This window comes from Rhodococcus sp. NPDC019647, from assembly GCF_044389235.1.
Taxonomy (GTDB): domain Bacteria; phylum Actinomycetota; class Actinomycetes; order Mycobacteriales; family Mycobacteriaceae; genus Rhodococcus_F; species Rhodococcus_F oxybenzonivorans.
In genome coordinates, this window is the sequence record NZ_JBIRXS010000023.1 from 83,757 (window position 1) to 108,274 (window position 24,518).

General features: G+C 66.1%; 26 protein-coding genes. 10 read left to right on the top strand and 16 right to left on the bottom strand.

Going from position 1 to position 24,518, the window contains the following annotated elements:
- Window positions 1-41 precede the first annotated feature (41 nt).
- The 12 genes from ACH49N_RS29090 to mrf form a co-directional block, all read right to left on the bottom strand.
- The gene (locus ACH49N_RS29090) at window positions 42-725 is read right to left on the bottom strand and encodes an MspA family porin (protein WP_358275967.1); all 684 of its coding nucleotides are present in this window, start codon (window positions 723-725) and stop codon (window positions 42-44) included.
- Between the two features lie 68 nt (window positions 726-793).
- Window positions 794-1,477 carry an MspA family porin gene (locus ACH49N_RS29095; RefSeq protein WP_317766493.1) on the bottom strand — a complete coding sequence of 228 codons (684 nt, stop codon included), beginning with the start codon at window positions 1,475-1,477 and terminating at the stop codon, window positions 794-796.
- Between the two features lie 244 nt (window positions 1,478-1,721).
- Window positions 1,722-2,402, bottom strand: coding sequence for an MspA family porin (locus ACH49N_RS29100; protein WP_317766495.1), 681 nt, complete (start codon window positions 2,400-2,402; stop codon window positions 1,722-1,724).
- A gap of 68 nt (window positions 2,403-2,470) precedes the next feature.
- Window positions 2,471-3,154 carry an MspA family porin gene (locus ACH49N_RS29105; RefSeq protein WP_317766493.1) on the bottom strand — a complete coding sequence of 228 codons (684 nt, stop codon included), beginning with the start codon at window positions 3,152-3,154 and terminating at the stop codon, window positions 2,471-2,473.
- A gap of 653 nt (window positions 3,155-3,807) precedes the next feature.
- Window positions 3,808-4,368 (bottom strand): molybdenum cofactor biosynthesis protein B, encoded by a 561-nt coding sequence (locus ACH49N_RS29110; RefSeq protein WP_109335291.1) that lies wholly within the window; start codon window positions 4,366-4,368, stop codon window positions 3,808-3,810.
- The gene (locus tag ACH49N_RS29115) at window positions 4,368-5,798 is read right to left on the bottom strand and encodes a trypsin-like peptidase domain-containing protein (protein ID WP_358275962.1); all 1,431 of its coding nucleotides are present in this window, start codon (window positions 5,796-5,798) and stop codon (window positions 4,368-4,370) included. The genes ACH49N_RS29110 and ACH49N_RS29115 overlap by 1 nt, the downstream gene beginning before the upstream one ends.
- A 125-nt stretch (window positions 5,799-5,923) precedes the next feature.
- Window positions 5,924-7,402 (bottom strand): HAMP domain-containing sensor histidine kinase, encoded by a 1,479-nt coding sequence (locus ACH49N_RS29120; protein WP_358275960.1) that lies wholly within the window; start codon window positions 7,400-7,402, stop codon window positions 5,924-5,926.
- Window positions 7,402-8,088, bottom strand: a complete 687-nt coding sequence (locus ACH49N_RS29125; protein WP_109335292.1) for a response regulator transcription factor — start codon at window positions 8,086-8,088, stop codon at window positions 7,402-7,404. The genes ACH49N_RS29120 and ACH49N_RS29125 overlap by 1 nt, the downstream gene beginning before the upstream one ends.
- Before the next feature lie 65 nt (window positions 8,089-8,153).
- Window positions 8,154-8,762, bottom strand: coding sequence for a trimeric intracellular cation channel family protein (locus ACH49N_RS29130; protein WP_159924993.1), 609 nt, complete (start codon window positions 8,760-8,762; stop codon window positions 8,154-8,156).
- Between the two features lie 53 nt (window positions 8,763-8,815).
- Complete coding sequence (gene rpmF, locus ACH49N_RS29135) at window positions 8,816-8,989, bottom strand: 50S ribosomal protein L32 (RefSeq protein ID WP_159924991.1); 174 nt, start codon at window positions 8,987-8,989, stop codon at window positions 8,816-8,818.
- Window positions 8,990-9,050: 61 nt separating this feature from the next.
- Window positions 9,051-9,305, bottom strand: a complete 255-nt coding sequence (locus ACH49N_RS29140) for a type B 50S ribosomal protein L31 (protein ID WP_109332605.1) — start codon at window positions 9,303-9,305, stop codon at window positions 9,051-9,053.
- Window positions 9,302-10,564 (bottom strand): ribosome hibernation factor-recruiting GTPase MRF, encoded by a 1,263-nt coding sequence (gene mrf / locus ACH49N_RS29145; RefSeq protein WP_358275957.1) that lies wholly within the window; start codon window positions 10,562-10,564, stop codon window positions 9,302-9,304. Before mrf ends, ACH49N_RS29140 begins: the two co-directional genes overlap by 4 nt.
- Before the next feature lie 109 nt (window positions 10,565-10,673).
- Between mrf and rpmB the strand changes: the two genes are divergently transcribed.
- The 4 genes from rpmB to rpsR are packed head-to-tail and all read left to right on the top strand — an operon-like array spanning window position 10,674 to window position 11,655.
- Window positions 10,674-10,910 carry a 50S ribosomal protein L28 gene (gene rpmB / locus ACH49N_RS29150; protein WP_358275955.1) on the top strand — a complete coding sequence of 79 codons (237 nt, stop codon included), beginning with the start codon at window positions 10,674-10,676 and terminating at the stop codon, window positions 10,908-10,910.
- Window positions 10,910-11,074, top strand: a complete 165-nt coding sequence (gene rpmG, locus ACH49N_RS29155; protein ID WP_159924985.1) for a 50S ribosomal protein L33 — start codon at window positions 10,910-10,912, stop codon at window positions 11,072-11,074. The genes rpmB and rpmG overlap by 1 nt, the downstream gene beginning before the upstream one ends.
- A gap of 11 nt (window positions 11,075-11,085) precedes the next feature.
- Window positions 11,086-11,391, top strand: a complete 306-nt coding sequence (rpsN, locus tag ACH49N_RS29160; protein ID WP_109332620.1) for a 30S ribosomal protein S14 — start codon at window positions 11,086-11,088, stop codon at window positions 11,389-11,391.
- A gap of 9 nt (window positions 11,392-11,400) precedes the next feature.
- Entirely contained in the window at window positions 11,401-11,655 is a 255-nt protein-coding gene (gene rpsR / locus ACH49N_RS29165; protein WP_005238639.1) for a 30S ribosomal protein S18, read from the top strand.
- Between the two features lie 72 nt (window positions 11,656-11,727).
- On the opposite strand, the gene ACH49N_RS29170 is transcribed toward rpsR, so the two are convergent.
- The 3 genes from ACH49N_RS29170 to ACH49N_RS29180 form a co-directional block, all read right to left on the bottom strand.
- Window positions 11,728-12,348, bottom strand: coding sequence for a DUF305 domain-containing protein (locus tag ACH49N_RS29170; protein WP_358275952.1), 621 nt, complete (start codon window positions 12,346-12,348; stop codon window positions 11,728-11,730).
- A gap of 75 nt (window positions 12,349-12,423) precedes the next feature.
- Window positions 12,424-12,822 (bottom strand): DUF6153 family protein, encoded by a 399-nt coding sequence (locus ACH49N_RS29175; protein ID WP_358275950.1) that lies wholly within the window; start codon window positions 12,820-12,822, stop codon window positions 12,424-12,426.
- A gap of 75 nt (window positions 12,823-12,897) precedes the next feature.
- Window positions 12,898-13,944, bottom strand: a complete 1,047-nt coding sequence (locus ACH49N_RS29180) for a serine hydrolase domain-containing protein (RefSeq protein ID WP_358275948.1) — start codon at window positions 13,942-13,944, stop codon at window positions 12,898-12,900.
- A 141-nt stretch (window positions 13,945-14,085) separates the two neighbouring features.
- On the opposite strand from ACH49N_RS29180, the gene ACH49N_RS29185 reads away from it, so the two are divergent.
- The 5 genes from ACH49N_RS29185 to ACH49N_RS29205 all read left to right on the top strand — a co-directional run bounded on the left by ACH49N_RS29185 (window position 14,086) and on the right by ACH49N_RS29205 (window position 21,397).
- Window positions 14,086-15,012 carry an AEC family transporter gene (locus ACH49N_RS29185; RefSeq protein ID WP_159924979.1) on the top strand — a complete coding sequence of 309 codons (927 nt, stop codon included), beginning with the start codon at window positions 14,086-14,088 and terminating at the stop codon, window positions 15,010-15,012.
- 17 nt (window positions 15,013-15,029) lie between these two features.
- Window positions 15,030-15,494, top strand: coding sequence for a hypothetical protein (locus ACH49N_RS29190; RefSeq protein WP_358275946.1), 465 nt, complete (start codon window positions 15,030-15,032; stop codon window positions 15,492-15,494).
- A gap of 4 nt (window positions 15,495-15,498) precedes the next feature.
- The gene (locus ACH49N_RS29195; protein ID WP_358275944.1) at window positions 15,499-16,656 is read left to right on the top strand and encodes an MFS transporter; all 1,158 of its coding nucleotides are present in this window, start codon (window positions 15,499-15,501) and stop codon (window positions 16,654-16,656) included.
- Window positions 16,657-16,805: 149 nt separating this feature from the next.
- Complete coding sequence (locus tag ACH49N_RS29200; RefSeq protein ID WP_358275942.1) at window positions 16,806-19,985, top strand: NAD-glutamate dehydrogenase domain-containing protein; 3,180 nt, start codon at window positions 16,806-16,808, stop codon at window positions 19,983-19,985.
- Window positions 19,986-20,035: 50 nt separating this feature from the next.
- The gene (locus tag ACH49N_RS29205) at window positions 20,036-21,397 is read left to right on the top strand and encodes an NAD(P)/FAD-dependent oxidoreductase (protein ID WP_358275940.1); all 1,362 of its coding nucleotides are present in this window, start codon (window positions 20,036-20,038) and stop codon (window positions 21,395-21,397) included.
- A 24-nt stretch (window positions 21,398-21,421) separates the two neighbouring features.
- On the opposite strand, the gene ACH49N_RS29210 is transcribed toward ACH49N_RS29205, so the two are convergent.
- Window positions 21,422-22,948 (bottom strand): PucR family transcriptional regulator ligand-binding domain-containing protein, encoded by a 1,527-nt coding sequence (locus ACH49N_RS29210; protein ID WP_358275938.1) that lies wholly within the window; start codon window positions 22,946-22,948, stop codon window positions 21,422-21,424.
- Window positions 22,949-23,250: 302 nt separating this feature from the next.
- On the opposite strand from ACH49N_RS29210, the gene ACH49N_RS29215 reads away from it, so the two are divergent.
- Window positions 23,251-24,501 (top strand): MFS transporter, encoded by a 1,251-nt coding sequence (locus ACH49N_RS29215; RefSeq protein ID WP_358275936.1) that lies wholly within the window; start codon window positions 23,251-23,253, stop codon window positions 24,499-24,501.
- The last annotated feature ends 17 nt before the right edge of the window (window positions 24,502-24,518 follow it).

The following is a 24,518-nucleotide window of genomic DNA, read 5'->3' on the forward strand; positions in this document are numbered from 1 at the left end:
GTCCAGTGCACGGGCCCGACGTCTCAGCGCTACAGAAGAAGTCAGCCGAGGCTGAAGGGCTGTCCCCACAGGGTGACGGTGCTGCTCACGTTCTCGGTCTCGACGGACACGTTCACATACGACCGTGCCTGGGCGTATCCCGCGCAGCCGCTCACACCGAGGGTCGAATCAGCCCACGTCACCGAACCATCAGTACCCTCGAAGCTGTTGTATGCCGAGTGTGACTCAGCGCCGTACGGATCGGCCGATTCAAGGTCGAGGATATCGACGCTCACTGCCTCGCCGGGGCCTAGGGTGACGCCCCCACCGGCGCCGCCCGAGAACGGGATCGCGACCGCTCCCGACGCGAGCTCACTGAGCGTCATCTCCGTCCCGGCTTCGGCACCCGCCTCCGCGCCGAAGTCGACCTGGCAGGCGAGGACGTAACCCGGCTGGATATCCGCACCTTCGGCGCCTGCACCCTCGAGGTGGACAGAGGCCTTGCCGTTGACCCAAACGTTGCGGTGCAACGGAGTCGAACCCAGCGACGGCGAGATGTTCGCACTCTCATCGGTCAGGTTCACCGTCACCACGGTGCCGTCGGCCAGAGTCTGCGTGATCGAACCACCGGGCAGCGGAACGAACGTGTCAGCGTTCGCCGCACCGACCGAGAAGAAGCCCATGGTCGCGGCAGCAGCGGCACCGACCGCGGCCAGACGCACACCGTTCTTACGATTGATGATCATTGTTCCCTCTCAGGGATATAACTCGCACACGCGAGAAGGTGGGTGGAAAGAACTGCGAACGAGCCGAATCAGCCGATGCTGAACGGCGCACCGTACAGAACGGACTTCGAGTAGTCGTTACCCACGATCTCCACGACCGAGTACGACCGAGCCTGCGCGAATCCACCGCACTTCTGCACCTGCAGCTCCGCATCCTGGTACTGCAGCGCGTACACGCCGTCCTTCTTGATGTCCTTCGCGGCCACCGGAACGTACTTGACCTCACCGGAGTTGAGCGGAACGCTCAACGACGTGCTCGTCGTCAACGAGTCCAGCCCCAGGCTGAAAGTCGGGTTCGCCGACAGACCCGTGATATCGACCTGGCAACCCACGATGTACCCGGTCGACACCCGCGAAACACCATGCGTCGTCGTCCCGTTCGTACCGTTGTACGAACCCTCGGTCTTCGCCGTGCTGTTTCCCTCGGGAACGTCGGTCGCTTCCTTGATGCCCTTGACATCAGCAACGACAGTTCCCGAGACCCAGGCCACCCGACCGGCACCATTGGCAGCCAACGACGGCGACGACAACGCGCTCTCCCCGGTACGCGTCAGCGTGGCATTCGGGCCCGCCTTCGAACCATCAGGCAGCGGGATGAAAGTATCCGCGCTCGCCGCACCAGTGGACATCAAACCGAGTGCAACAGCCGCAGCAGCACCCAGGCCTGCAATACGGGCGCCACGGCGCAGGCCGGACTTGCGGTTCTCGCTCATTCGTTCCCCTCATCAAGTGCGGGTTGCTCCGACCTTCGGAGAATTCCTCACACCTAGCGAGGTCTTAAGCTAAAGCATAAGAGTCCGTATCGTGACATCCGAATACGTACATTTACACGCGCGTTACCTGCCAAAATGTCGCGTGATCTTCACGTAATAACCCGTTGCAGAAAGCCCAAAATCGGGGCGTGAGTAATTCCACGCCCCGATTTCGGGTTTTGTGTTTCTTTATGGAGGAGAGCGATCAGCCGATGCTGAAGGGCTGTCCCCACAGGGTGACGTTGCTGGTCACGTTGTCGGTGCTGACGGCGACCTTGACGTAGCTGCGAGCCTGGGCGTAGCCGGCGCAGCCGCCCACGGCGAGGGTCGCGTCGGACCAGGTGACCGAGCCATTCTTACCCGTGAACTTGTTGCCGCCTGTGTGCGACTCGGAGCCGTAGGCGTCCTTCTTCTCGAGGTCGAGAATGGTCACGTTCTTCGCCTGGCCGGGACCCAATGTGATTCCACCGTTGGCCCCACCGGTGACAGGAATGGTCATGGTGCCGTCGGCGTTCTCGACCGGGTTCCCAGTGCTCGTGGTTCCCTTGCCGCTCGCGCCGAAGTCGACCTGGCAGGCGAGGATGTAGCCGGGGGTGATGGTGGCACCCTTGGCACCGGCTCCGTCGAGCGTGACAGAGGCCTTGCCGTTGACCCAAACGTTGCGGTGCAACGGAGTCGAACCCAGCGACGGCGAGATGTTCGCACTCTCATCGGTCAGGTTCACCGTCACCACGGTGCCGTCGGCCAGAGTCTGCGTGATCGAACCACCGGGCAGCGGAACGAACGTGTCAGCGTTCGCCGCACCGACCGAGAAGAAGCCCATGGTCGCGGCAGCAGCGGCACCGACCGCGGCCAGACGCACACCGTTCTTACGATTGATGATCATTGTTCCCTCTCAGGGATATAACTCGCACACGCGAGAAGGTGGGTGGAAAGAACTGCGAACGAGCCGAATCAGCCGATGCTGAACGGCGCACCGTACAGAACGGACTTCGAGTAGTCGTTACCCACGATCTCCACGACCGAGTACGACCGAGCCTGCGCGAATCCACCGCACTTCTGCACCTGCAGCTCCGCATCCTGGTACTGCAGCGCGTACACGCCGTCCTTCTTGATGTCCTTCGCGGCCACCGGAACGTACTTGACCTCACCGGAGTTGAGCGGAACGCTCAACGACGTGCTCGTCGTCAACGAGTCCAGCCCCAGGCTGAAAGTCGGGTTCGCCGACAGACCCGTGATATCGACCTGGCAACCCACGATGTACCCGGTCGACACCCGCGAAACACCATGCGTCGTCGTCCCGTTCGTACCGTTGTACGAACCCTCGGTCTTCGCCGTGCTGTTTCCCTCGGGAACGTCGGTCGCTTCCTTGATGCCCTTGACATCAGCAACGACAGTTCCCGAGACCCAGGCCACCCGACCGGCACCATTGGCAGCCAACGACGGCGACGACAACGCGCTCTCCCCGGTACGCGTCAGCGTGGCATTCGGGCCCGCCTTCGAACCATCAGGCAGCGGGATGAAAGTATCCGCGCTCGCCGCACCAGTGGACATCAAACCGAGTGCAACAGCCGCAGCAGCACCCAGGCCTGCAATACGGGCGCCACGGCGCAGGCCGGACTTGCGGTTCTCGCTCATTCGTTCCCCTCATCAGGATTCGTGCAGGTTCCCAGCCCCGACGATCGAAGCTGAGGAGTGGTCCATTTCGGGCCCAGCGCAGTATTCGCAGCAAAGGTGTCCGCAAAGTGAACTGCGCACGACCAGTTACCGGGAATGTGACGCTAGAGACCAACCTCACAAACGAGGCCGATCCGGCGACGACGTGGCACCACGCCCCGCCCCTCCATTTCAGTACTGACTCGCCAGGGACATTAACCTTCCCTAACGATCCCGGCAACGTGATCGTCTCGTGACAGGTTTGTGATGTACCTCACATAGTTGAACGATGAACGTTACTCGTCAGTAATTTTCTGTGGACACACGCCAAGGGGTTGTAGTTTTACCTGGCCTTTTGGAAGGAATGCATTTACCGTAACCGACGCCAACATTAAAATTCACGCTGATTCAACAGTCGGTCATCCGTGATGAGGGGGCACCTGTCGCCGAAACCACTCCGCGGATTCCTCGTCTCGTCCCACAGCGTGAGATCCGCCGGGTTCGCGTTCGTCGGCGGTGGTGTCGGGGAAGACGTCCCCGAAGATGCGCGCGAGCCGGGCCCTGTCGATCGGGGCCCGGCTCGGTGCTGCGTTCTCGGTCGGCTCGCCGTCCGACGGAGGGGAAGTGGAGATGGCTCAGCCTTCCAGACCGGACAGCTCGGTGATGACGTGCGACGCGAGTGGCGTCAGCGTCGCCATGCCGTCTCGCACGGCAGCGCGCGAAGACGCCAGGTTGACCACCAGCGTGCTCCCCGACACACCCGCGAGACCGCGCGACAAACCGGCGTCGAGGGAACCTGCTGCAAGTCCGGACGTGCGCAGCGCTTCGGAGATTCCCGGAATCTCCCGGTCGAGTACCTCCGCGGTGACGTCGGGCGTGACGTCACGCGGCGAGACACCCGTACCGCCGACGGAGACGACGAGGTCGACCCCGCCGATGACGGCGGTGTTGAGGGCGTTGCGAATCTCGACCTCGTCGGCTGCCACCGCGACGATGGCGTCGACGATGAACCCGGCCTCGTTGAGCAACTCAGTGACCAGCGGACCGATGGAGTCCTTGCCGTCACCGTGGGCGGTGCGGTCGTCGACGATAACTACCAGCGCGCGGCCGGCCAGCGAGGCTTCGATATCCATGGTCCCTACCGTAGTGGCCCCGTTCAACACGGACTCGACCTGCCCGAGGATCCCTGCGTTCATCATCGGCCGCCCTGTTCTGCGGTTCCCAGCGTGACATCGACGGTCTTGGTGTTCGACCCGTTTCCGTCCGAGTACGTAATGGACACTGTGTCTCCTGGTGCGTGGGAACGGATGGCAGCGATGAGGGCGTCACCGCTGGTGATGACACGGTCGTCGACCTTGGTGATCACCGACCCCTTCGGAATTCCGGCCTTCTCGGCCGGGCCGCCCGGCGTCACCTCGACGACGGTGGCACCGTTGGCGGCATCCTGCGACGGGACCTGGATGCCGATGATGGCCTGCGTGGCCTTGCCGGTGTCGACCAACTCGTCGGCGATGCGGCGAGCCTGATCGACCGGGATCGCAAATCCGAGGCCGATGGAGCCGCTCTGCTCCCCCGCTCCGGTTCCGCCGATACTCGCGATCGCCGTGTTGATCCCGATCAGTTGCCCGTCCATGTTCACGAGAGCGCCACCCGAGTTGCCCGGGTTGATCGCCGCGTCGGTTTGCAGGGCGTCGATGACGGTGTTCTGGTTGCCCGACTCACCGGAGGTCGACACCGGACGGTTGAGGGCGGAGATGATTCCCTCGGTGACCGTGCCTGCCAGCCCGAGCGGCGAACCGATCGCCACCACCTGCTGGCCCACCTGGACGTTGGCGGACGTTCCCAGTTCGATGGGTGTCAGATCCGTTTTGCCCGACGCCTTGATGACAGCCAGGTCGGAGACCGGGTCGGCGCCGACCAGGGTTGCGTCCGCGGTGCTGCCGTCCGAGAAGGCCACCGTCAGCTTGCCCCCTCTCGCCGCCGCGCCGGCGACGTGATTGTTGGTGAGGATGAGACCGTCGGAGGACAACACGACCCCCGACCCTTCCCCACCGGATCCGCCGGCGGTTGCGACCTCGATCTGGACGACACTCGGGACCACCTTGTTCGCGACGGCCTGCACCGAGCCCGCCGGGGCGTTGACCGCGGGAGTTGCGGTGTTGTTCTTCGGAGCGTCGAGTGAGTTGGTCACCGCCGCGCCGTTGCCGTCCCGTTGGGTAGCGAGCGAACCGACGGCACCGCCGATGCCGCCGCTCACCAACGCCAGTGCGACGGCCCCGACGACGATGGCCGTCCGCGCGGGACGCTTGGCCGTCGCTGCCGACGCCGGCTGTCCCGGCCCGTAGTGACCGGAGAACGACCCCGTGGGCGCTCCCTGCTGCGGGGCGGCCTGCTGGGGTCCCGAGCCGTGCTGCGGCTGCCCGAACTGCTGTGTGGACTGATGTGGAACGCCGTACGGGGCCCCCTGCTGGTAGCCCGCCGATCCGTAGGCCTGCGGGCCCGGCCCGGTAGGGCGGTGCGGCGTGGTCGGGAACTGCTCGGTCGGCTGGTAGCCCGGAGTGGGCCGGGCAGCCTGGTCACCGGTGTCGCGACTGTTGCTGTCGGAACTGTTTCGATCTTCGGTCATCGCATCACTTCCATCTCCCGCGGCCACCCGCAGGGGCAGCCGCACCGTCTCTGTGTACGAGAGTGCCCGGTGGGACTGAGAAGGTCCTGAGACCGGCCTTTGAGTTTGCCCAACCCTTCCCCAGGTTATTCCGACTCCGGTTCCCCGGGAAGAACGATGCGGATGAGTGCACCGCCCCGCTCGGAGACGTCCACGGCAATGGTGCCTCCGTGCTTGACGACTACCTGCCGCACGATGGCGAGCCCTAATCCCGAGCCGGGCATCGAGCGCGACGCCATGGAACGGTAGAAGCGGTCGAACACCAGCTCGCGGTCTTCCTCGGGGATGCCGGGGCCGGCGTCGTCCACCGTCAGCTCGAGCAATCCCTCGCCGGCAGGCTTCATCATCACACGCACCTGCTCACCGGTGGGACTCCACTTGGCCGCGTTGTCGAGCACGTTCAATACCGCCCGGGACAACCCGGCGTGATCGCCGTAGACGAACCATGGAACGGTGACGGCGGTGAAGTCGATTTCGTTGCGGCGGCGGCGCGCCCGCTCGAGGCAGCGCTCCACCACCTCGCTGAGGTCGACGCGCTCGAACACCGTCTCGGGCGCATCCTCGCGGGCGAGATCGACGAGATCGCCCACCAGGGTGGACAGCTCCTCGATCTGCGCTACCACGTCGGTGCGCAGTTCGGCCATGTCCTCGTCCGGAATGTGCGGGGCGCCAGGGCGACTCGACGCGATCAGCAATTCCATGTTGGTCCGCAACGAGGTGAGCGGTGTCCGCAGTTCGTGACCGGCGTCCGCCACCAACCGGCTCTGGCGCTCACGTGATTCGGCCAGCGCCCGGAGCATCGTGTTGAAACTCTCGGTCAGCCGCGCGAGTTCGTCGTTACCCGTCACCGGCATGGGGGTCAGGTCATCGGTGCGCGCCACCCTCTCGGTGGCCGCGGTGAGCCGCGCGATCGGCCGGAGCCCTGTGCGTCCCACCGTCGTTCCGGCGACCGCCGCGAGAACGACACCGCACGCACCGACCACGAACAGCACCCACGCCAGTCTGTCCAGCACCGCACCGGTCGGTGCGAGGCGCTGGGCAATCACCAGGGTGCTGCCGTCCTGGGTGCGCTCGGCCAGCACCCGCTGGTTCTCGGCAGTACGCAGCGACGTGCCCTCCTCACCACGGGCGACCGCCAACTCGGGCTCGCCGATGGGAACACTCGAACCGGGCGGCGTGTACGTGTCGAGGTCCGGGAAGATCAGCGCCACACTGATGTCCGTCGTGTACAGCGTCGCACCCGCGATGTAGCGCGGGTCGAACGTCACCAGATTGCTGTCGATCAACGCCGATGCGCGCGTGCGCAACTGATTGTCGACGTCCGCGTAGAGCGCCCGGGACACCACCGCGTAGGCGGCGATCGCCATCACGGCCACCGCGATTGCCACTACCGACGCCGCGAGGAGCGTGACACGCCAGCGCAGCGACACCGACCGCGTCAACGGCATCGGTGGACGCATCTCCGGCGGCAGCGGAATCGGTCCGGTGTGGTATCGGCCGGTGGCAAGCGGTTCGTGCCCCGGCAACCCCGGCTTGTCGGCGGTTCGGTGGAACGGCACAGCCATCACGGCGGAGTCTCCCGCAGCACGTAGCCGACGCCCCGCACGGTATGCAGCAGGCGCGGCTCCCCATCAGCCTCCGTCTTGCGACGCAGATACCCCACATAGACCTCGAGGGCGTTGCCCGACGTCGGGAAGTCGTAACCCCACACTTCTTCGAGGATGCGGCCACGGGTGAGCACCCGGCGCGGGTTCGCCATCAACATTTCCAACAGCGAGAACTCGGTACGGGTGAGGCTGATGGACCGTTCGCCGCGCGTCACCTCCCTGGTGACCGGGTCGAGGGTCAGGTCCTCGAAGGTCATCTTCTCCGAGTCGATTCCCGGTTCGGGCGCCGCCCGGCGTAGCAGAGCGCGCAGCCGGGCGAGCAGTTCCTCGAGGGCAAACGGTTTGGGAAGATAGTCGTCGGCTCCCGCATCGAGTCCCGAGACCCGCTCCGACACGGAGTCGCGAGCGGTAAGAACTAGGATCGGCAGGTCGTCACCGGTGCTCCGCAGCCGCCGGCACACTTCGAGGCCGTCGAGGCGCGGCATCATCACGTCGAGCACCAGCGCATCCGGTCGTGCGGCCGCCACCTTCTCGAGCGCATCGATACCGTCGACGGCCAGTTCCACCGAGTACCCGTTGAAGCTCAGGGACCGCCGCAAGGACTCCCTCACGGCCCGATCGTCGTCGACCACCAGAATGCGCATACCCGACAGTTTGACCCGGCCGACTGAGTAATGGCTGAGAAGGGTCGGTACGGAGCCGGATGTGATCACTCCACGATGCGCGGTCCCGGCAGGCTCCACTTTCGCCAGAGCGCGAGCAGACGGAGAATCGAGGCCAGCGCCGTGCCCGCGATCAGAGCGGCGTTCGGACCGGACCCGAGTTCACTCGACACGACCACCAGCGCCGACCCCAGGAGCGCGGGAATTGCGTAGAGATCCCTGTGGAGCAGCAGCGGAACTTCGTTCACCAACACGTCGCGCAATATCCCCCCGCCGATAGCCGCCGTGCCCCCGATCAGGCACGAGGCCAGTGGGCTCGCGCCGTGCTCGAGTGAAATCACCGCACCCGTACTCGCGAACAGGCCCATACCCACCGCGTCGAGCACGAGGATCTCGCGACGCAGTCGGCTGAGCGCCGAGTGCAGGAAGAACACCAGCAACGACGTGCCGAGAGCAGTGCCGAAGTTGGGCCAGCTCCCCAGCGACGTGGGCGGATGGATGTCCAGCAGGAGGTCGCGGACGATGCCGCCACCGATACCGGTGAAGACACCGACCACGCACACCCCGAAGATGTCGAGCCGCTTCGTCACGCCCACCAGCGCACCCGACGCCGCAAACGCCGCGATGCCCACCAGTTCGAGGATGTAGAGCAGCACCCGCCAAGGTTCGCACGCGGGCCTGCCGTCGTTTCGTCCCGGCCGGGTCGGGCCTACCTGCCAGCCGGGTCCAGCAATCCCAGCTTCACGGCCTTCACCAACCGGCGGGGTACACGGTGGGTGGTTCCCCCGACAGTCACCTCCACCAGGTCGGGAACCTGAGCCTTCCACTGCGACCTACGACTACGCGTGTTGGACCGCGACATCTTGCGCTTGGGTACTGCCATCTTCCTCTCTCCTCCTTCGTCGCCTGTGAGTACTTCTTAACCACGGAGTGTTAAGAAGTACTCACAGGCGCTTGCGCACTCCATACCGGCGTTCGAACTTCTCGACGCGGCCCGCGGTGTCCATGACGCGTTGCGCGCCGGTCCAGAACGGGTGGGACTCACTGGTCACGTCGACCACCACCAGCGGATAGGTGTTGCCGTCCGCCCACTCCACGGTGCGGTCGCTGGTCACCGTCGACCGCGTGAGGAACGTGGTTCCGGTGCTGGCGTCCTGGAAGACCACGGGGTGATAGTCGGGGTGGATGTTCGGTTTCATTCGTGTCCCTCTCTCGAGCTGTCGGGTTCTGCGTACGGTGATTCGCTGCTGTCGCAGGGGTCTTCGTGGAACTGGCCGAACGGGTCGGGCCACGACTCCCACGCGGCCTCGTCGGCGAGTTCTTCGTCGGTGACCAGCGCCCACTGGAGCGTCCGGTCGATGTCGCTGGGGTCGGCCGCATGTACCAGAACCACCATCGAGCTGTGCCGGTCGCCGAACCGTTCGTCCCAGCACAGGGCCGCCATTGCTCGCCGCGCCGTGGGGAGTTGGTCCTGTTCGGCCGGGGTCATCGCGGCCAGCCATCGATCGGCACTCGCCACCCGCAGTCCCCCACCGGCGGATTCGAGCCACAGCGCCTCGTCGGGCTGCGTGGCCACCCACACCCGGCCGCGCGCCGTGACCACACCCTCCAGAAGAACGTCGATGGCCTCGTGCAGTCGCTCGGGGTGGAAGGGCCGGTTCGCCGAGAACTCGACGATCATGACCCCGCAGTCGTGCGACAGCGGCGGCTGCCCCCGCAGCAGAGGTGAGTGGGCGTTCGTCAGCTCGCCCCGCCGGGCACCGGAGGGGATTTCCAGGAGCAACCGCTCGACGTCGAGTCCGTCGACGTCCCAGGCGATCGGTGCGCCGGGAGCGAGCCGCGCCAGGACGGCGTGGAGCCTGGCCTGCTGCCACCCGTCGCCGGCGCTGCCCGACACCACCAGGGCGTCGGCGAAGTCGACCTGCCCGACGGCGACCTGGGCGACGGTCCGGTCGTCGCCCAGAGCCTCGTCGCCGGTCGCGTCGTCGAGCCACGACTGGGCGTCGATGCACGTGATCGCGGCCTCGACACGGACATCCCGTGAGGCGGTTCCGTCGAGCTGGCCGACTACCCCGGACACCACCACGTGCTCGATTGCCCAGCACACGGCCTCGGGTTCGAGCCGGCGGTCGAGGTGCAACACGATGCGCTGCACGGAGCTGCGTGCATGAAGGCGGCGGAGCAACGGGAGCAGGTCTTCCCGGAGTGTGCAGGAGATACAGCCGTGCGCGAGCTCGAGGATTCCGACGCGGGTGCGCTCTCTCCCCGACTCCATCGTGGTGACGGTGCGCCGCACGACGCCTTCGTGCACGAGGTCGAGGTCGTGATGCACGACCACGGTGTCGTCACGGAGCAGCGACCGCGCGACGGTGTCGGTGGGGCCGCTCCATCCGGATACCAGGACGAGCGGCGTCCGGTGAATCTCACTCACGAGCACCCTTTCGATAACGATTGTCATTGCTTACCGAGAAACGCTACATTGGATTTTCGTCGTTGTCGAAAATGATTGTCATCACCTTGCTGACCGGTAGTCGCCTGGATGCGGGAGGAGACAGAAAGGAATGCCCATGTCGGCACATTGCCAAGTGTCCGGACGCCGGCCAGGATTCGGCAAATCCGTATCGCACTCCCACAAGCGCACCAATCGGCGCTGGGATCCGAACATTCAGAAGAAGACATACCTTCTGCCCAGCGAGGGGCGGCGGATCACTCTCACCGTCTCCGCCAAGGGGATCAAAACCATCGACCGGGACGGAATCGAGGCCGTGGTTGCCAAAATCCGGGCCCGCGGAGGGAAGGTCTGATGGCCCGGAACGAAATCCGTCCGATCGTGAAGCTGAAGTCGACGGCGGGTACGGGACACACCTACGTCACCAGGAAGAACCGCCGCAACGACCCCGACCGACTGGTGATGAAGAAGTATGACCCCGTCGTCCGGCGCCACGTCGATTTCCGAGAAGAAAAGTAGAAGACACCCCGATGGCGAAGAAGTCGAAGATCGCAAAGAACGAACAGCGCAAAATCATCGTTGCGCGCTACGCGGAGCGGCGGGCCGAGCTGAAAGAGGTCATCCGCCGCCCGTCGAGCAGCGATGACGAGCGCGCGCAGGCGCAGACGGCACTGCAGCGTCTACCCCGGGACTCGAGTCCGGTACGATTGCGCAATCGAGACGCTGCGGATGGACGTCCGCGCGGCCACCTGAGGAAGTTCGGGCTCTCTCGCGTGCGTGTTCGCGAGATGGCACACCGCGGGGAGCTGCCAGGCGTCCACAAGTCGAGCTGGTAAAGGAAGAAGATGGCAGTCAAGAGAGCACCGTCGAAGAAGCCGCGTCCCGTCGAGGGACGCAAGCCGAAGAAGAACCCGTTGTTCGCGGCGAAGATCGAGTACGTCGATTACAAGGACATCAACCTTCTCCGCACGTTCATCTCCGATCGCGGCAAGATCCGTAGCCGCCGCGTGACGGGCCTGACCCCGCAGCAGCAGCGCCAGGTTGCCGTCGCCGTCAAGAACGCTCGCGAGATGGCCCTGCTGCCTTTCACCAGCCGGTAGCAGCTTCTTCACAGACAACCGAAGGCCGCGTAGTCCACGGACTACGCGGCCTTCGGCGTATTCCGAGCGGAGCTAGCCGAGCATCGCCTGCATCTCGGCAATCTCCCGCTGCTGAGCGCTCACGATGCCGGTGGCGAGTTGCTTGGCATCGGGATTCTCGCCCTCCGCCAGTTCGGTGTCGGCCATCTCGACGGCGCCCTCATGGTGCTCGATCATCATCGTCAGCCACATCCGGTCGAACTCGGGCCCCGACATGCCCATCAAGGTGGACATGTCGTCTTCGGACATCATTCCGGCGCCCGACCCATGGTCCATCCCTTCGTGACCGGTGGACGTCGGAGCGGTGTCACCAGACTGAGCGAGCAACCCGGTGATCTGATCCATCTCCGGTGCTTGAGCGGCCTCGATCCGCTGGGCGAGCGCCACCAGTTCGGCATTGTCGGTGCGGCCGTCGACCATCTCGGCCATCTGCACCGCCTGCGCATGATGCGGATACATGCCGCGCAGGAACGTGATGTCGGCGTCGTTGAACTGAGCTTCGGCCCCGCTGCCGGCCTCGGCCGAGGTCGACATGGAGTGGGACGTCGGCGAGGCGCCCGAGCTGCTCGGGTCGGACGAGTCGGTGCCGCAGCCGGCGAGGACGAGCGCGGCGCCGGCCGCCGCGGCAATGAAAGCTGCACGGGTGGTACGCATGGGAAATCTCCTCATGGACATGCTTCGGGAAAGTGACAGCAAGATCCGCCGGAGCCCTGAGCTCCGGACTCCCCGTCACACCCGCAGTATCGACAGCTGCGCCAATGACAACACGGTCCACGCCGGTGGTCCACGTCCGGACTGCACCCGGTCGACGCTCACCCGCGACATCGGCGACGGCGCCTCGGCACCGGCCACGCAGGGTACCGTCGCACGCGTGAGCACCGGTGCCACGACGACCACGCCGGCGCAGTGATGTCCGTTGGGGTGCGACTGTTCGCACTCGTTTCCCGTGCAGTCGTGGCCGTGGTTCGTACCGGGGTCGTGCGAGACGGCCGCGGCATGCAACGAACCGTCATGAGCCGGAGCGGAAGCGGCGGTGAAACTGTGCATCACAAGGACCGCAGCCGCCACCGTGACCAGCAACGCAATGCGTGCGGTGGGCGTACGCATACGTCTCGCCGCCGGGGTCATGACTTCCACTGTAGCGGCACATACCCGCCAGGGGTACGACGGTAACGCCGAGCCTTTGGTCGCACTCGCTCGAGCTCAGAGCGACGACAGGATGTCGAGTCCCTGCTGCTCGAGGCCACCGATGGTGTTGGTGAGAATGACCAATCCGCGCTCGCCGCGCCGATCGAGAACCACGGTGCACTGGAACCCGCCCGTCGCCCCGCCGTGGAGCGTGTACTCGCCACCCTCGAACGGCACCACCGACCACGTCAATGCCCGGTAGGTGTTGCCGATCCACCGCTGATCCATCGCGGCGCTGCCCGGCACCGTGCCGTCGATAAGCTGCCGTACGTAGCCCGCCATATCCGCCGCCGTGGACCGCAGCCCACCGGCGGGAGCGTAGGCGTCGAGCGGCCACGGGGCCTGCGATCGATGCAGTACGTCGAATCCGCGGGTGGCGTCGGCGGGCAGGTCTGCCGCAGTCAGCGGTAACCAGGTATCCGACAACCCGAGCGGTACCAGCATCCGTTCGCGCAGAAGCGACGGATAGTCGGTGCCGACGGCTGCGGCCAACGCCTGTCCGAGCAACGCGAAACCAACCGTCGAATACGCGTACGTTCCGCGACTGCCGAGCTGCGCCGACTGCACCTGCTGCAGCAGCACCTCCCGGTCGTATGTGAAGGGATTGGTCGCGGACACCCAGTGGCCCACCGCCACAACGGCATCGGTGGTCATCGGAAACTGCGCCAGTCCCGACGTGTGCGAGGCCAATTCGAGCAGGGTCACGTCGGCGACCGGCGCACCCCACAACGGCAGCAATTCTCCGACGGTGGTGTCCTCCCGCACCTCACCGCGCGCCACCGCGTCGACGAACAGCTGCGCGGTGAACGTCTTGGTGAGAGAACCTATCTCGTACTCGGTGTCGTCGGCCGCGCCGAAGTGGGCGAACCGGGTTCCGGAGGCGTCCACGTATGCGACACTGGCGTTCTCGCGATAGCTGCGGCTCAGAACCTGTCCGGCGAGCGACACCAATTGCGGGTCGCCGCTCGACGGGGGCGCCAGCGCAGACGTAGCGGGAGCCGTGACCGCCGTGAGAACGCAGGCGCAGAACAGCGCGCACAGAATGGTCGTCCGACGCAGCATCGCAACTCCTCGCGCACGTCCGAACGCACGTGCCTCTCCCGGTTCCCGCTCGAGCCTATTGTCACCCACCGGAAAGGTGCCCACTAGACTTCGGACGGTTTGCCGACAAGAGGCTCACCGGTCGAGGAGGTGCCCCGCAGCGTGTCGGGAATAGTTGCGGGATTCACCGTCATCTTCGTGATCATCGCGATCGGCTACATTCTCGGCCGGCGTGGAACGCTCGGAGCGGAGGGCGAATCCGTCCTGGGCAGGCTGGTGTTCTTCGTCGCGACACCGGCGCTGCTCTTCGATTCGCTTGCATCGTCCGACCTTTCCGTGATCTTTTCGCCGACGCTGGCCGTCGCTGCTGCGACCGCTTTGACAGTCGGCGCACTGTACATGGTGGTGGCGCGGGTATGGCTACGCAGGTCGCTTCCGGAGCTGACGATCGGGGCGTTGTCGGCGTCGTACGTCAATTCCGCGAACCTGGGCATTCCCATTGCGGTGTTCGTGCTCGGTGACGCGTCGTTCGTGGCCCCACTGCTCCTGTTCCAGATAATCGTGTACTCGCCGATCGCGTTGACCATCCTGGACATCACCACGTTGCGCAGGAGCGCATCACGACTCGAGACCGTAACCGCACCGTTCAAGAATCCGATCGTCGTGGCCGGCGCCGCGGGACTGGTGCTCGCCCTCGTCGACTGGACCCCGCCCGAAGCGGTGATGCAACCGTTCCGGCTCATCGGCGGCGCCTCCGTACCGGGTGCCCTGCTCGCCTTCGGTATCTCGCTGTACGGGGTGCGCGTCCTCGAGAAGGGAACGAGTCCACGCCGGGAAGTCGCACTGGCTTCGGTGCTCAAGATCGGCGTGCAACCCGTCCTCGCGTACCTGATGGCGCGATACCTGCTCGGCCTCGAGGGGCATGAATTGTTCGCGATCGTGGTTGTGTCGACCCTGCCGACGGCGCAGAACGTCTTCGTCTACGCCAGCCGGTACCGGTGCGGAACGGTGCTGGCGCGGGACACGGCCTTCGTCACTACTTTGGCGGCAATTCCGGCAATCGCGCTGGTCTCGGGACTGCTCGCGTGACGGGGTTACGGTGGCTTATGCGCGTAATCGCCCTCGCAGTGCTGGCCTGCCTCGCCGTCGCCGGATGCGGGTCCACCTCGAGCACCGACGAACCGACGATTCCCCCCGAGATCGCATCCGCCGTCGACCCGAGCCCCACCCATCCGTCGTCGGGGATGCCCGTGCCCAGCGAGGTACCCGGCGAGGAATTCGGTACGGTGTTCACCGCCCGGCCCGACATCGTCCGTGCCCATCCGACCCCATTCGAGTCGTGGTCCCGCGCCGACGGCAACAAGATCGCGATCCATTTCGTCACCGGAACCCCGGAGTGTTACGGCGCCGATGCGACCGTCACCGAGACGGACACCACCGTCACCATCTCCCTACGCACCGGAAGCCTGCCGGAGTCGGCCGACAAGATGTGCATCCTGGTCGCAGTGTTCGGCACGCTCGAGGTGCCTTTGCAGGCGCCGCTCGGCGATCGCCGGGTGATCAACGGGTGAGCCGTTGAAGCACTGGTTCCTCAACGTCTGCATCGCCACCGCACTACTCCAGGCCGTCTATCACGCCGTCCGCGTTCTCGTCTCGTACCGTGTCCTCGCTCTCGGCGGTGACGCGGTCACTATCGGAATCGTGACGGCCCTGTTCTCGCTGGCACCCCTGCTCGTCGCGGTCCGCATCGGGCGGGCGGTCGACCAGCGGCACGCGGCAGCTGTCCTGCGTACCGGCGTCGCGCTCACGACACTCGGTGTCGTGGTGATCGCGCTCAGCAACGACCTGATCGTGCTCGGCGTGGGCAACGTGGTCCTCGGGTTCGGCCAGATTCTCGTCACCGTGGCCGGGCAGGGATTCATCACCTTGCTGTCGAAACCGGGCGAGCTGGACAAGGGGTTCGCGGGCCTGACCCTCGGCGTGTCGGTCGGTCAGGCCGTCGGCGTGCCGGTCGTGGGGCTGATCGCGGCCCGCAGCTCGGACGGCGGACCGGTGCAGACCACTCTCGCGCTGGCGGTCATGGCAGCGGTGTCGCTGGCGTCGATTCCGTTCGCGTTGCCGATCCGCGAGCGTCCGCAGTCCAGGAAGCCGGCCGCGAAAGACCAGCAGTCCGTCGCGAGCATGATCTCGACGTCCGGTATGCGACCCGCGGTGTTCAGCAGCCTCATCGTCCTCGCCTCCGTCGACGTCGTCGTGGCCTATCTGCCCGTCCTGGGCCACGAATTCGGTTTCAGCGTTCTCCTGGTGTCGTTGCTGCTCACCGCGCGTACCGCGGCATCAATCGTGTCCCGGGCGTTTCTGCCGTGGCTGCTCACCCGGGCACCGCGACAGCGACTGCTCGTCTCCGCGACATTGTGTTCGGCGCTGCCCACCGCGCTCCTGCCGTTCGTCCGCGATCCGTGGTGGATGGCCTTGCTCCTGGTGGTGGCCGGCTTCTTCTGGGGCATCGGGCAGCCGCTGACGATGACCTGGGTGACCGGCCTCGTCACCGGCCCCAACCGGGCGGCCGCGTTGTCTCTGCGCCTGACCGGGAACCGCCTGGGCCAGGTGCTGATCCCCTTGGCCGCAGGCGCTATGGCCGGTGTCGCGGGCACGGCGTCGATCTTCGTGATCACCGGAGGTCTTCTGGGCACGGCGGCGGTGTCCACTTGGCGAGCCGTGCGTACTTCATAACCACCCGCGGTTAATAAGTACTCACGGGTGCCTAAATGTCGCACCGGCCGGTGTTCGACGCTCCACTTCGTCGGCTGTGGCGTGCGTCTCTCCTCGGCAGACTTGTTCCCAGTCACGCGTTTGCCAGATCAGGGGTCAGGAGCCACACGATGAGCTTTACCGGTGTCATTCCGAGCACGACCGACACTCCTCGTCCACATCAGGACGAGCGCGCCGAATCGCGCGCGGTACAAGCATCGGGCGACACCACTCCGCAGCTACGTTTCCTCGACCCCGCCGACACCGGGTCCGGGCGGGCGGCCGTGATGGTCTGGCCGCAGGCTCCCCTGCTCGCGGAGCTCGTCGCCCTCTTCGCCGACCTCGGTTTGCGGGTTGCCTCCCATGAGCAGCTTCCCGCCGCCGAGTCCGGCGAGACGGTAGTGCACCGCTTCGATTTCAGCACCGACGGCTCCGCCTGGGACAGCGCGACTCCCGGCCTCGTCTCCGCCGCGTTCGGGGCCGCGGCAGCCGGCCATTTGGAGGTGGACGGATTCACCCGCCTCATTCCGGCCGCCAACGTGTCGTGGTCCGACGCCGTCGTGATCCGTGCGGCCTGCCGTTATCTCCGCCAGGTGGGACTCGGCCTGTCGGAGCCCAACATCGTGGCAATCCTGTTGCGCAACAGCAGTTTCGTGCGCGGGTTCGGCGCACTGTTCGCGGCTCGCTTCGATCCTGCGCGGACCGATCGGGGCACGGCCGTCGCGGATGCGGAAAAGATTCTCCTCACCGCCATCGAGAAGACCACGACGTTGGACGAGGACCGCCTGCTGCGCGGCCTGTTGTCGTTCATTTCGGCCGTACTGCGCACCAACTGGTTTCAGCACGACCGCACGGCGGGAGCCGGCACCGCGGCGGCGTTCAAGATCGATCCTGCGCTGCTGTCGCTGTCCGCTCCCGTCACCCCGTACCGCGAGATCTTCGTGCACTCTCGCATAGTGGAGGGCAGTCACGTGCGCAGCGGCACGGTGTCCCGCGGCGGTTTGCGCTGGTCGGACCGCAAGGACGACTTCCGCACCGAGGTACTGGGCCTGATGAAGACGCAGCACGTGAAGAACTCGCCGATCGTTCCGATGGGCGCGAAGGGCGCGTTCGTCGTGCGCACCGATCCGGCTCCCGATGCTGTGCGGCAGGCGTACACGACCTTCATCGAGGGACTGCTCGACGTCACCGACGACATCGTCGACGGCGAGGTGGTGCACCCCCGCGACACCGTGATCTACGACGGCGACGATCCGTATCTGGTGGTGGCCGCCGACAAGGGCACGGCGCGGTTCTCCGACCTCGCCAACAGTATTGCGGTGCGACGCGGTTTCTGGCTCGGCGACGCCTTCGCCTCCGGAGGTTCGGCGGGTTACGACCACAAGGCGATGGGTATCACCGCACGCGGTGGATGGGTTTCGGTACGTAGACATTTCGCCGAGATGGGCAAGAACGTCGACACCGACGCGTTCACCGTGGTGGGGATCGGCGACATGTCCGGGGACGTCTTCGGCAACGGCATGCTGCTCAGTCGCGCGATCCGCCTCGTCGGCGCGTTCGACCACCGGCACATCTTCCTCGACCCGGACCCGGATTCCGAAGCGTCCTACCGCGAGCGCGAACGACTGGCCGGGTTGCCGGGAAGCAGCTGGGACGACTACGACCGCGACGTGGTGTCCGCCGGTGGCGGGGTGTGGCCTCGGACCACCAAGAAGATTCCGCTGTCCCCTCGGGTGCGCGAACGGCTCGGCGTCGAGGAAGCAGAACTGCCCCCGCACGAGGTGGTGAAGGCCCTGCTCAAGGCCGAGGTCGATCTGTTGTGGAACGGCGGAATCGGAACCTACGTCAAGGCGTCCGCGGAAAGCAACGCCGACGCTGCCGACCCGGCCAACGACTCCGTCCGCGTCGACGCCGACATGCTGCGCGCCGCAGTGGTCGGCGAGGGCGGGAACCTCGGGTTCACCCAGCGGGCCCGCATCGAGTATGCGCTGAGGGGCGGCCGCATCAACGCGGACTTCATCGACAACGCCACCGGTGTCGCCACCTCCGATCGCGAAGTGAACCTGAAGATCGCGGTGGACGCGGCGGTAGCGGCCGGAGAACTGCCTGCTGCGGAACGGAACTCGCTCCTCGCTCGCGTCCAGGACGAGATTGCCGAGTCGGTGCTGGCCGACGCGTCGGCCCAGACCCTCGCGATCAGTCTCGCCGAGGTGCACGCCCCCTTCCTTCTCGGACGTCATGAACGGCTGATCGAAAACCTCGAACGGGACGCAGGACTCAGTCGATCCGCCGAGGTCCTCCCGACCGCAGCGGAATTGACTGCACGACACCGCGCCGGGCAGGGACTGGTCCGTCCCGAGATCGCCGTCCTGTTGGCACAGTCCAAGAATCTCGTCGTTACGGAACTACTCGCCTCCCCGGTCCTCGACGACGCGGTGTTCGACGGCGTCCTGGCGGACTACTTTCCCGCACCGATCCGGGAGCGGGTACCGCAGCAGATCAGCGGACACCGACTGGCCCGCGAGATCGTCGCCGTGCTCGTCGCAGGCGACATGATCGACCGGGTGGGACCCGGACTGATCCATCGCCTGGAGGAGCGCCTCGGTGTCGGCACCCCCGACATCACGAGCGCCTACGCGGTGGTGCGGCAGGTGTTCGACATCGATCGCTTGTGGGACCAGGTACTCGCCTTGCCGGGTGCCTCCCACCGCACGAGGTTGAATCTGCATTTCGGCATCCAGGACCTGATCGAGCGCACCACGTCGTGGCTCCTGCGGCACCGCACCGCCGACACCGACGCTCGCGCGTCGATCGAGCGATTCACCGACCCCGTCCGCGAACTGGCTTCCGCCCTGCCCCGGCTGACCGGTGCACCCGCGCAGGACTTGAGCACGCTGCGCATCCTCGCGCAGGCGTTCGCACTCGAGGACACCGCACGCACGCTCGGCTTGCCGATCACCCAGGTCGCGGAAACCTACCGAGAATTCGGCAAGGTCATCGGCCTCGACTGGCTGTCGGAACGGTTCTCCGTCGGTGAGACCGGGACCGCCTACTGGGAGACGATGGCGGCGGCCGTCCTCGTCGACAACCTGCAGGAGCACTGGCACGCGCTGATCGGCTCGGTTCTGCGGGATGCCTCCCCCGACACCTCCGCGGCGGACGCCGTCGCCGCCTGGCTCGACCGGCATCCGACGGCCGCGGAACGGCTGTCACACATGCTCGGCGAGCTCCGCAGTCGCGATCGGGTGGACAATTCGAGTATCTGCGTGATCGATGCCGAGCTCACTCTCGCACTGACCCGCTGCCGATGACCCCTATCGCCGTAACCCCATACCTCACCACCGATCGAAGGAGTTCGAAAGTGCCTACTCTCCAGCGAGATGTCGCCATTGTCGGTGCCGGCCCGTCCGGGCTGGCCGCCGCGACCGCACTGCGCAAGGCAGGCCTGTCCGTGGCAGTCCTCGAGGCGCGCGACCGCGTCGGAGGACGCACCTGGACCGACACGATCGACGGGGCCACGCTCGAAATCGGCGGTCAATGGGTCTCGCCCGATCAGACGGCGCTGATTTCCTTGCTCGACGAACTCGGCCTCGAGACGTTCGACCGCTACCGCGAGGGCGAATCCGTCTACATTTCGGCCGCCGGGAAACGCACCCGCTACACCGGTGAATCGTTTCCCGTCGACGAGACGACGCGGAAGGAGATGGACCGCCTGATCTCCATTCTCGACGACCTCGCCGCGCAGGTCGGCGCAGAGGAGCCCTGGGCGCATCCCCGTGCCCGCGAGCTCGACACCATCTCGTTCAAGCACTGGTTGATCGAGCAGTCCGACGACGCCGAAGCCCGCGACAACATCGGCCTGTTCATCGCCGGCGGCATGCTCACCAAGCCCGCGCACGCATTCTCCGCGCTGCAAGCCGTCCTGATGGCCGCGTCCGCCGGCTCGTTCTCGCACCTCGTGGACGAGGACTTCATCCTCGACAAGCGCGTCATCGGCGGCATGCAGCAGGTGTCGATCCGGCTGGCCGCCGCGCTCGGGGACGACGTGTTCCTGAACGCACCCGTGCGCACCGTGCAGTGGAGCGAGCAGGGTGCCGTCGTTTTGGCCGACGGCGACGTCCGTGTGGAGGCGTCGCGGGTCGTGCTCGCGGTGCCACCCAACCTCTACTCCCGGATCTCCTACGATCCGCCGCTGCCGCGCCGCCAGCACCAGATGCATCAACATCAGTCACTCGGACTCGTCATCAAGGTGCACGCCGTGTACGAGACGCCCTTCTGGCGCGAAGACGGTCTGTCCGGCACCGGCTTCGGGGCCTCGGAGATCGTGCAGGAGGTGTACGACAACACCAATTACGACGACACCCGGGGCACCCTCGTCGCGTTCGTGTCGGACGAGAAAGCCGACGCGATGTTCGAATTGAGCGAAGAGGAACGTCGCGCCACCATTCTCGGCTCGCTCGCCCGCTACCTCGGACCGAAGGCGGCCGAGCCGGTGGTGTACTACGAGTCCGACTGGGGCTCCGAGGAATGGACGCGGGGCGCGTACGCCGCCAGCTTCGACCTCGGTGGCCTTCACCGGTACGGAAAGGACACGCGGACCCCGGTCGGGCCGTTCCATTTCTCCTGCTCGGACATCGCGGCCGAGGGCTACCAGCACGTGGACGGCGCCGTCCGGATGGGTCAGCGCACCGCCGCGGATATCGTCGCGCGCCTCGGGCAGTAGGCCCCGGCGATCATCGCCCGGCAGTCACGACTGCCGGGCGATGATCGCGAGCAGTAGTTCGGCGCGCACCCGCGCCACGTCCAGCCTGCAGTCGATCAGGGCTTCGATCCGCGCCATCCTGCTGCGCAGGGTGTGCCGGTGGACGCCCATCGCGGCGGCCGCGGACTCCCAATGCCCGTTCGCCTCGAGGAACGCCCGTAACGACCCCAGAAGCTCTGTGCCGTTGACGCGGTCGTAGTCGTCGATGGGTGCAATCATTGTGTCCGCCAGCGAATTGAGTACTTCACGGGTCGCGCTGAACGCGAGTAGGGCACTGCCGGTGAGCGCCGCGAATTCCAGTGGTTCGGCCCCGGCTTCGGCCGCCGACGCCGCGAGTTGCGACTGCTCGATCGCCGCCACGACACCGGACAGCTCCCGTCGCCCGCTCAACCCGGCTCGGACCGCCTTACGCGTGCCCGGGGGCAGCGCGCTCAGCATCGACCGTGCGAAGTCCACGTCGTCGGTTCCACGGAGAAGAACTGTGATCCGGGTGTCGTGGCGACGCGAGAAGAGCTGGCGCCCAACCGTGTCCATCGCCGCGGCGACCGCCGACTCCACCCGCTGCGCGAGTTCCAGAGTCTCGGCGACCACCGTCAGACCTCGCACCATCCCGTCGGCATCGGCCGCGCCCCGAATCTGCTCCCACGCAGGCGCCAGGTCGCGATCGTCGGTGAGCAGCAGACCGAGCGCGTGCGAATTGAGTTGATTCTGCGCGACGCGCAGGCGAGCGGGCTTCTCGAAGTCCAGCGCCAGCAGCGAATTGGCGTGACCCAGCAAAATCTGATCGACGTGGCTGAGCGCCGTCGGACTGATCACCGCCACATGCCCGTGCGGGGTGCTTCCGACACTGATCTGCTGGACGGTGATCGAGGCCCCCGAACGCGCCAGCGACACGCTGCTCGACGCTCCACCCGTTCCTGCCGCCAGCACATCGCGCACTTCGTCGAGGACCTCGTCGTCCGGTCGCGCGGGATGGTGTTCGAGAACCCTGCCGGACAGATCGAGAAGTAGCACCGTGGCTGAGGTGGCCATCGCGAGTTCACGGACGGTGGCGCCGGTTCCACCCGAGATGACGGCCCGCGTCATTCGTGGCTGTGCCCGGGACGCGCGCAGGACCGACTCGTATTCTTGTTCGGCCAGACGGTTCATCACGCGTTTGACGACGGCGGCGAACGGGGTCGGCAACGGCACCTCCAGCAGCGGAAGACCGAGGTCGTCGGCCACGGCGACGAGGTCCTCCGGCACCTCCGGGTGCGACAACCCCGTGCCGAATCCGACGGCGGCCACTCCCACGCCGTCGAGTCCGCGTAGATACCGGGCCCGGTCGGCCGCTGTCAGGGGCAGTCGCAGCCCTGTGGTGAGCAGCAGTTCCCCACCGGAGAGCCACCGGAACGGATCGGACAATTCGGTGGTGATGGCGAAGGTGATCTCGTTACCGAGGCCTGCGGCTCCGCCTCGGAGTTCGAGAGCCAGATCCGGCTGGGACAACATCCAGCGGACGGGAACGGTCATGTCGGGCTCCTGCGCGTTGCGGTCTGGTGTGTGCCACCCTGACCCGTCGATCCCGGGAACGTGGCTGGACAGATCGGCCATCGGAACCCGAGCATCGACTCCATTCTGTCAGAGGACTCGGTACCGGTGACCTGTACGGACACCGAAACACCACATTAACGAATTTCGTTCGTTTGAGGTCTTGCGCCCGAACCCGAGGCTCCGCATACTTAACGAATACGATTCGCTAAGTGATCCGCATCTCACCGGGAGGACGTCCCGCGAGCGGTCCGGCACACTACTCGAGACACGGAGTTCTCCTCGTGCAACCACCGGAAACCCCAAAAATTCACGCGCTCCGCGTCCCACTGACTGCCAGGAGCGGGATCGCCACGTTCAGCGTCTTCGTGGTCGGATACATGACCGCCAACCTCGTCCCGCTCATGATCATCGCGATGGTCGACGATCTCGGCGTGTCCCAGACCGTCGCCGGTGCCGTTCTGACGGGATCGTTGCTGGCATGCGCGCTGGTATGCCTCGCGACCACCCGATGGGCGGCCGCACAGTTCCGGCGGCGGCTCGGCCGGGCGGGCCTCGTCGTCATGGCCTCCGGATTCGCGGCGGCAGCCGTCGTTCCGTCCGCACCGATCGCCTGCATCGCGATCGTCGTCGGAGGCATCGGGGCCGGCGGCGCCGTCGCCGTCGGCGGCGCGGCGATGGCGGCGTTCACCAACCCGAACCGTGTCTCCGGGCTGAGCGGTCTCGTCAATCGCGTGGCCGTCACCGGTGTCCTCGCGCTCATCCCGATTCTCGGCACACGGATGACCAACGCCTTCGGCATCGTGGCCGTACTCGCACTGGCCACGGCACTCACCATGACCTGGTTGCCGACGGCCCCCGACCTCGGGGCAGGCACGACGAGAACCCGCGCCGAACTGCCCGAAGGGGTCACCCGGAAACGCGTCACGGTCGCCGGAGCGTCGCTGCTCGTGCTGTTCGCCGTCTGGGCGATCGGTGAGGACTCGTTGTGGGCGGTGTCCGGCATCATGGGATTCGAGCACGCGGGGCTGACTGAACAGCAGATGGGCTTGGCCCTGTCCGCATCGACTGCAGGTGGTATCGGGATCGCACTGCTCCTCACCGCTCTGGGCTCCCGTCTCGGGCGCACGGTTCCCGTGGCCGTTCTGCTGGTACTGGGCGCCGCCCTGAAACTGGGCTCGTGCCTGACCACCGAGCCCACCACCTACTTGGTGCTCATCATTACGTGGAACACCGTCTACGCGGCGGCATTCATCTACGTGGTGGCCATCGCGGCCGCACTGGATTCGTCCGGCCGCTGGTCCGCCCCACTACTCGGGACCTACCTGGTCGGCTCCGCGTTCGCCCCGCTCTTCGGCACTCTCGTCACCGAGGCCGTCGGCTATCCGTCGTTCGGTGTCATCGTGGCCGGGATCAGTCTCGTTCTGCTGCTGCCGATCACGGCGATCGCCGCTCTCTCTGCACGTACCGAAGCCACATCCCTCGCCGTAGGTCAGGATCCCACCGTGCGTTACACCACGTCGGTGATCGTGTGATGAATTCGATGGACAGG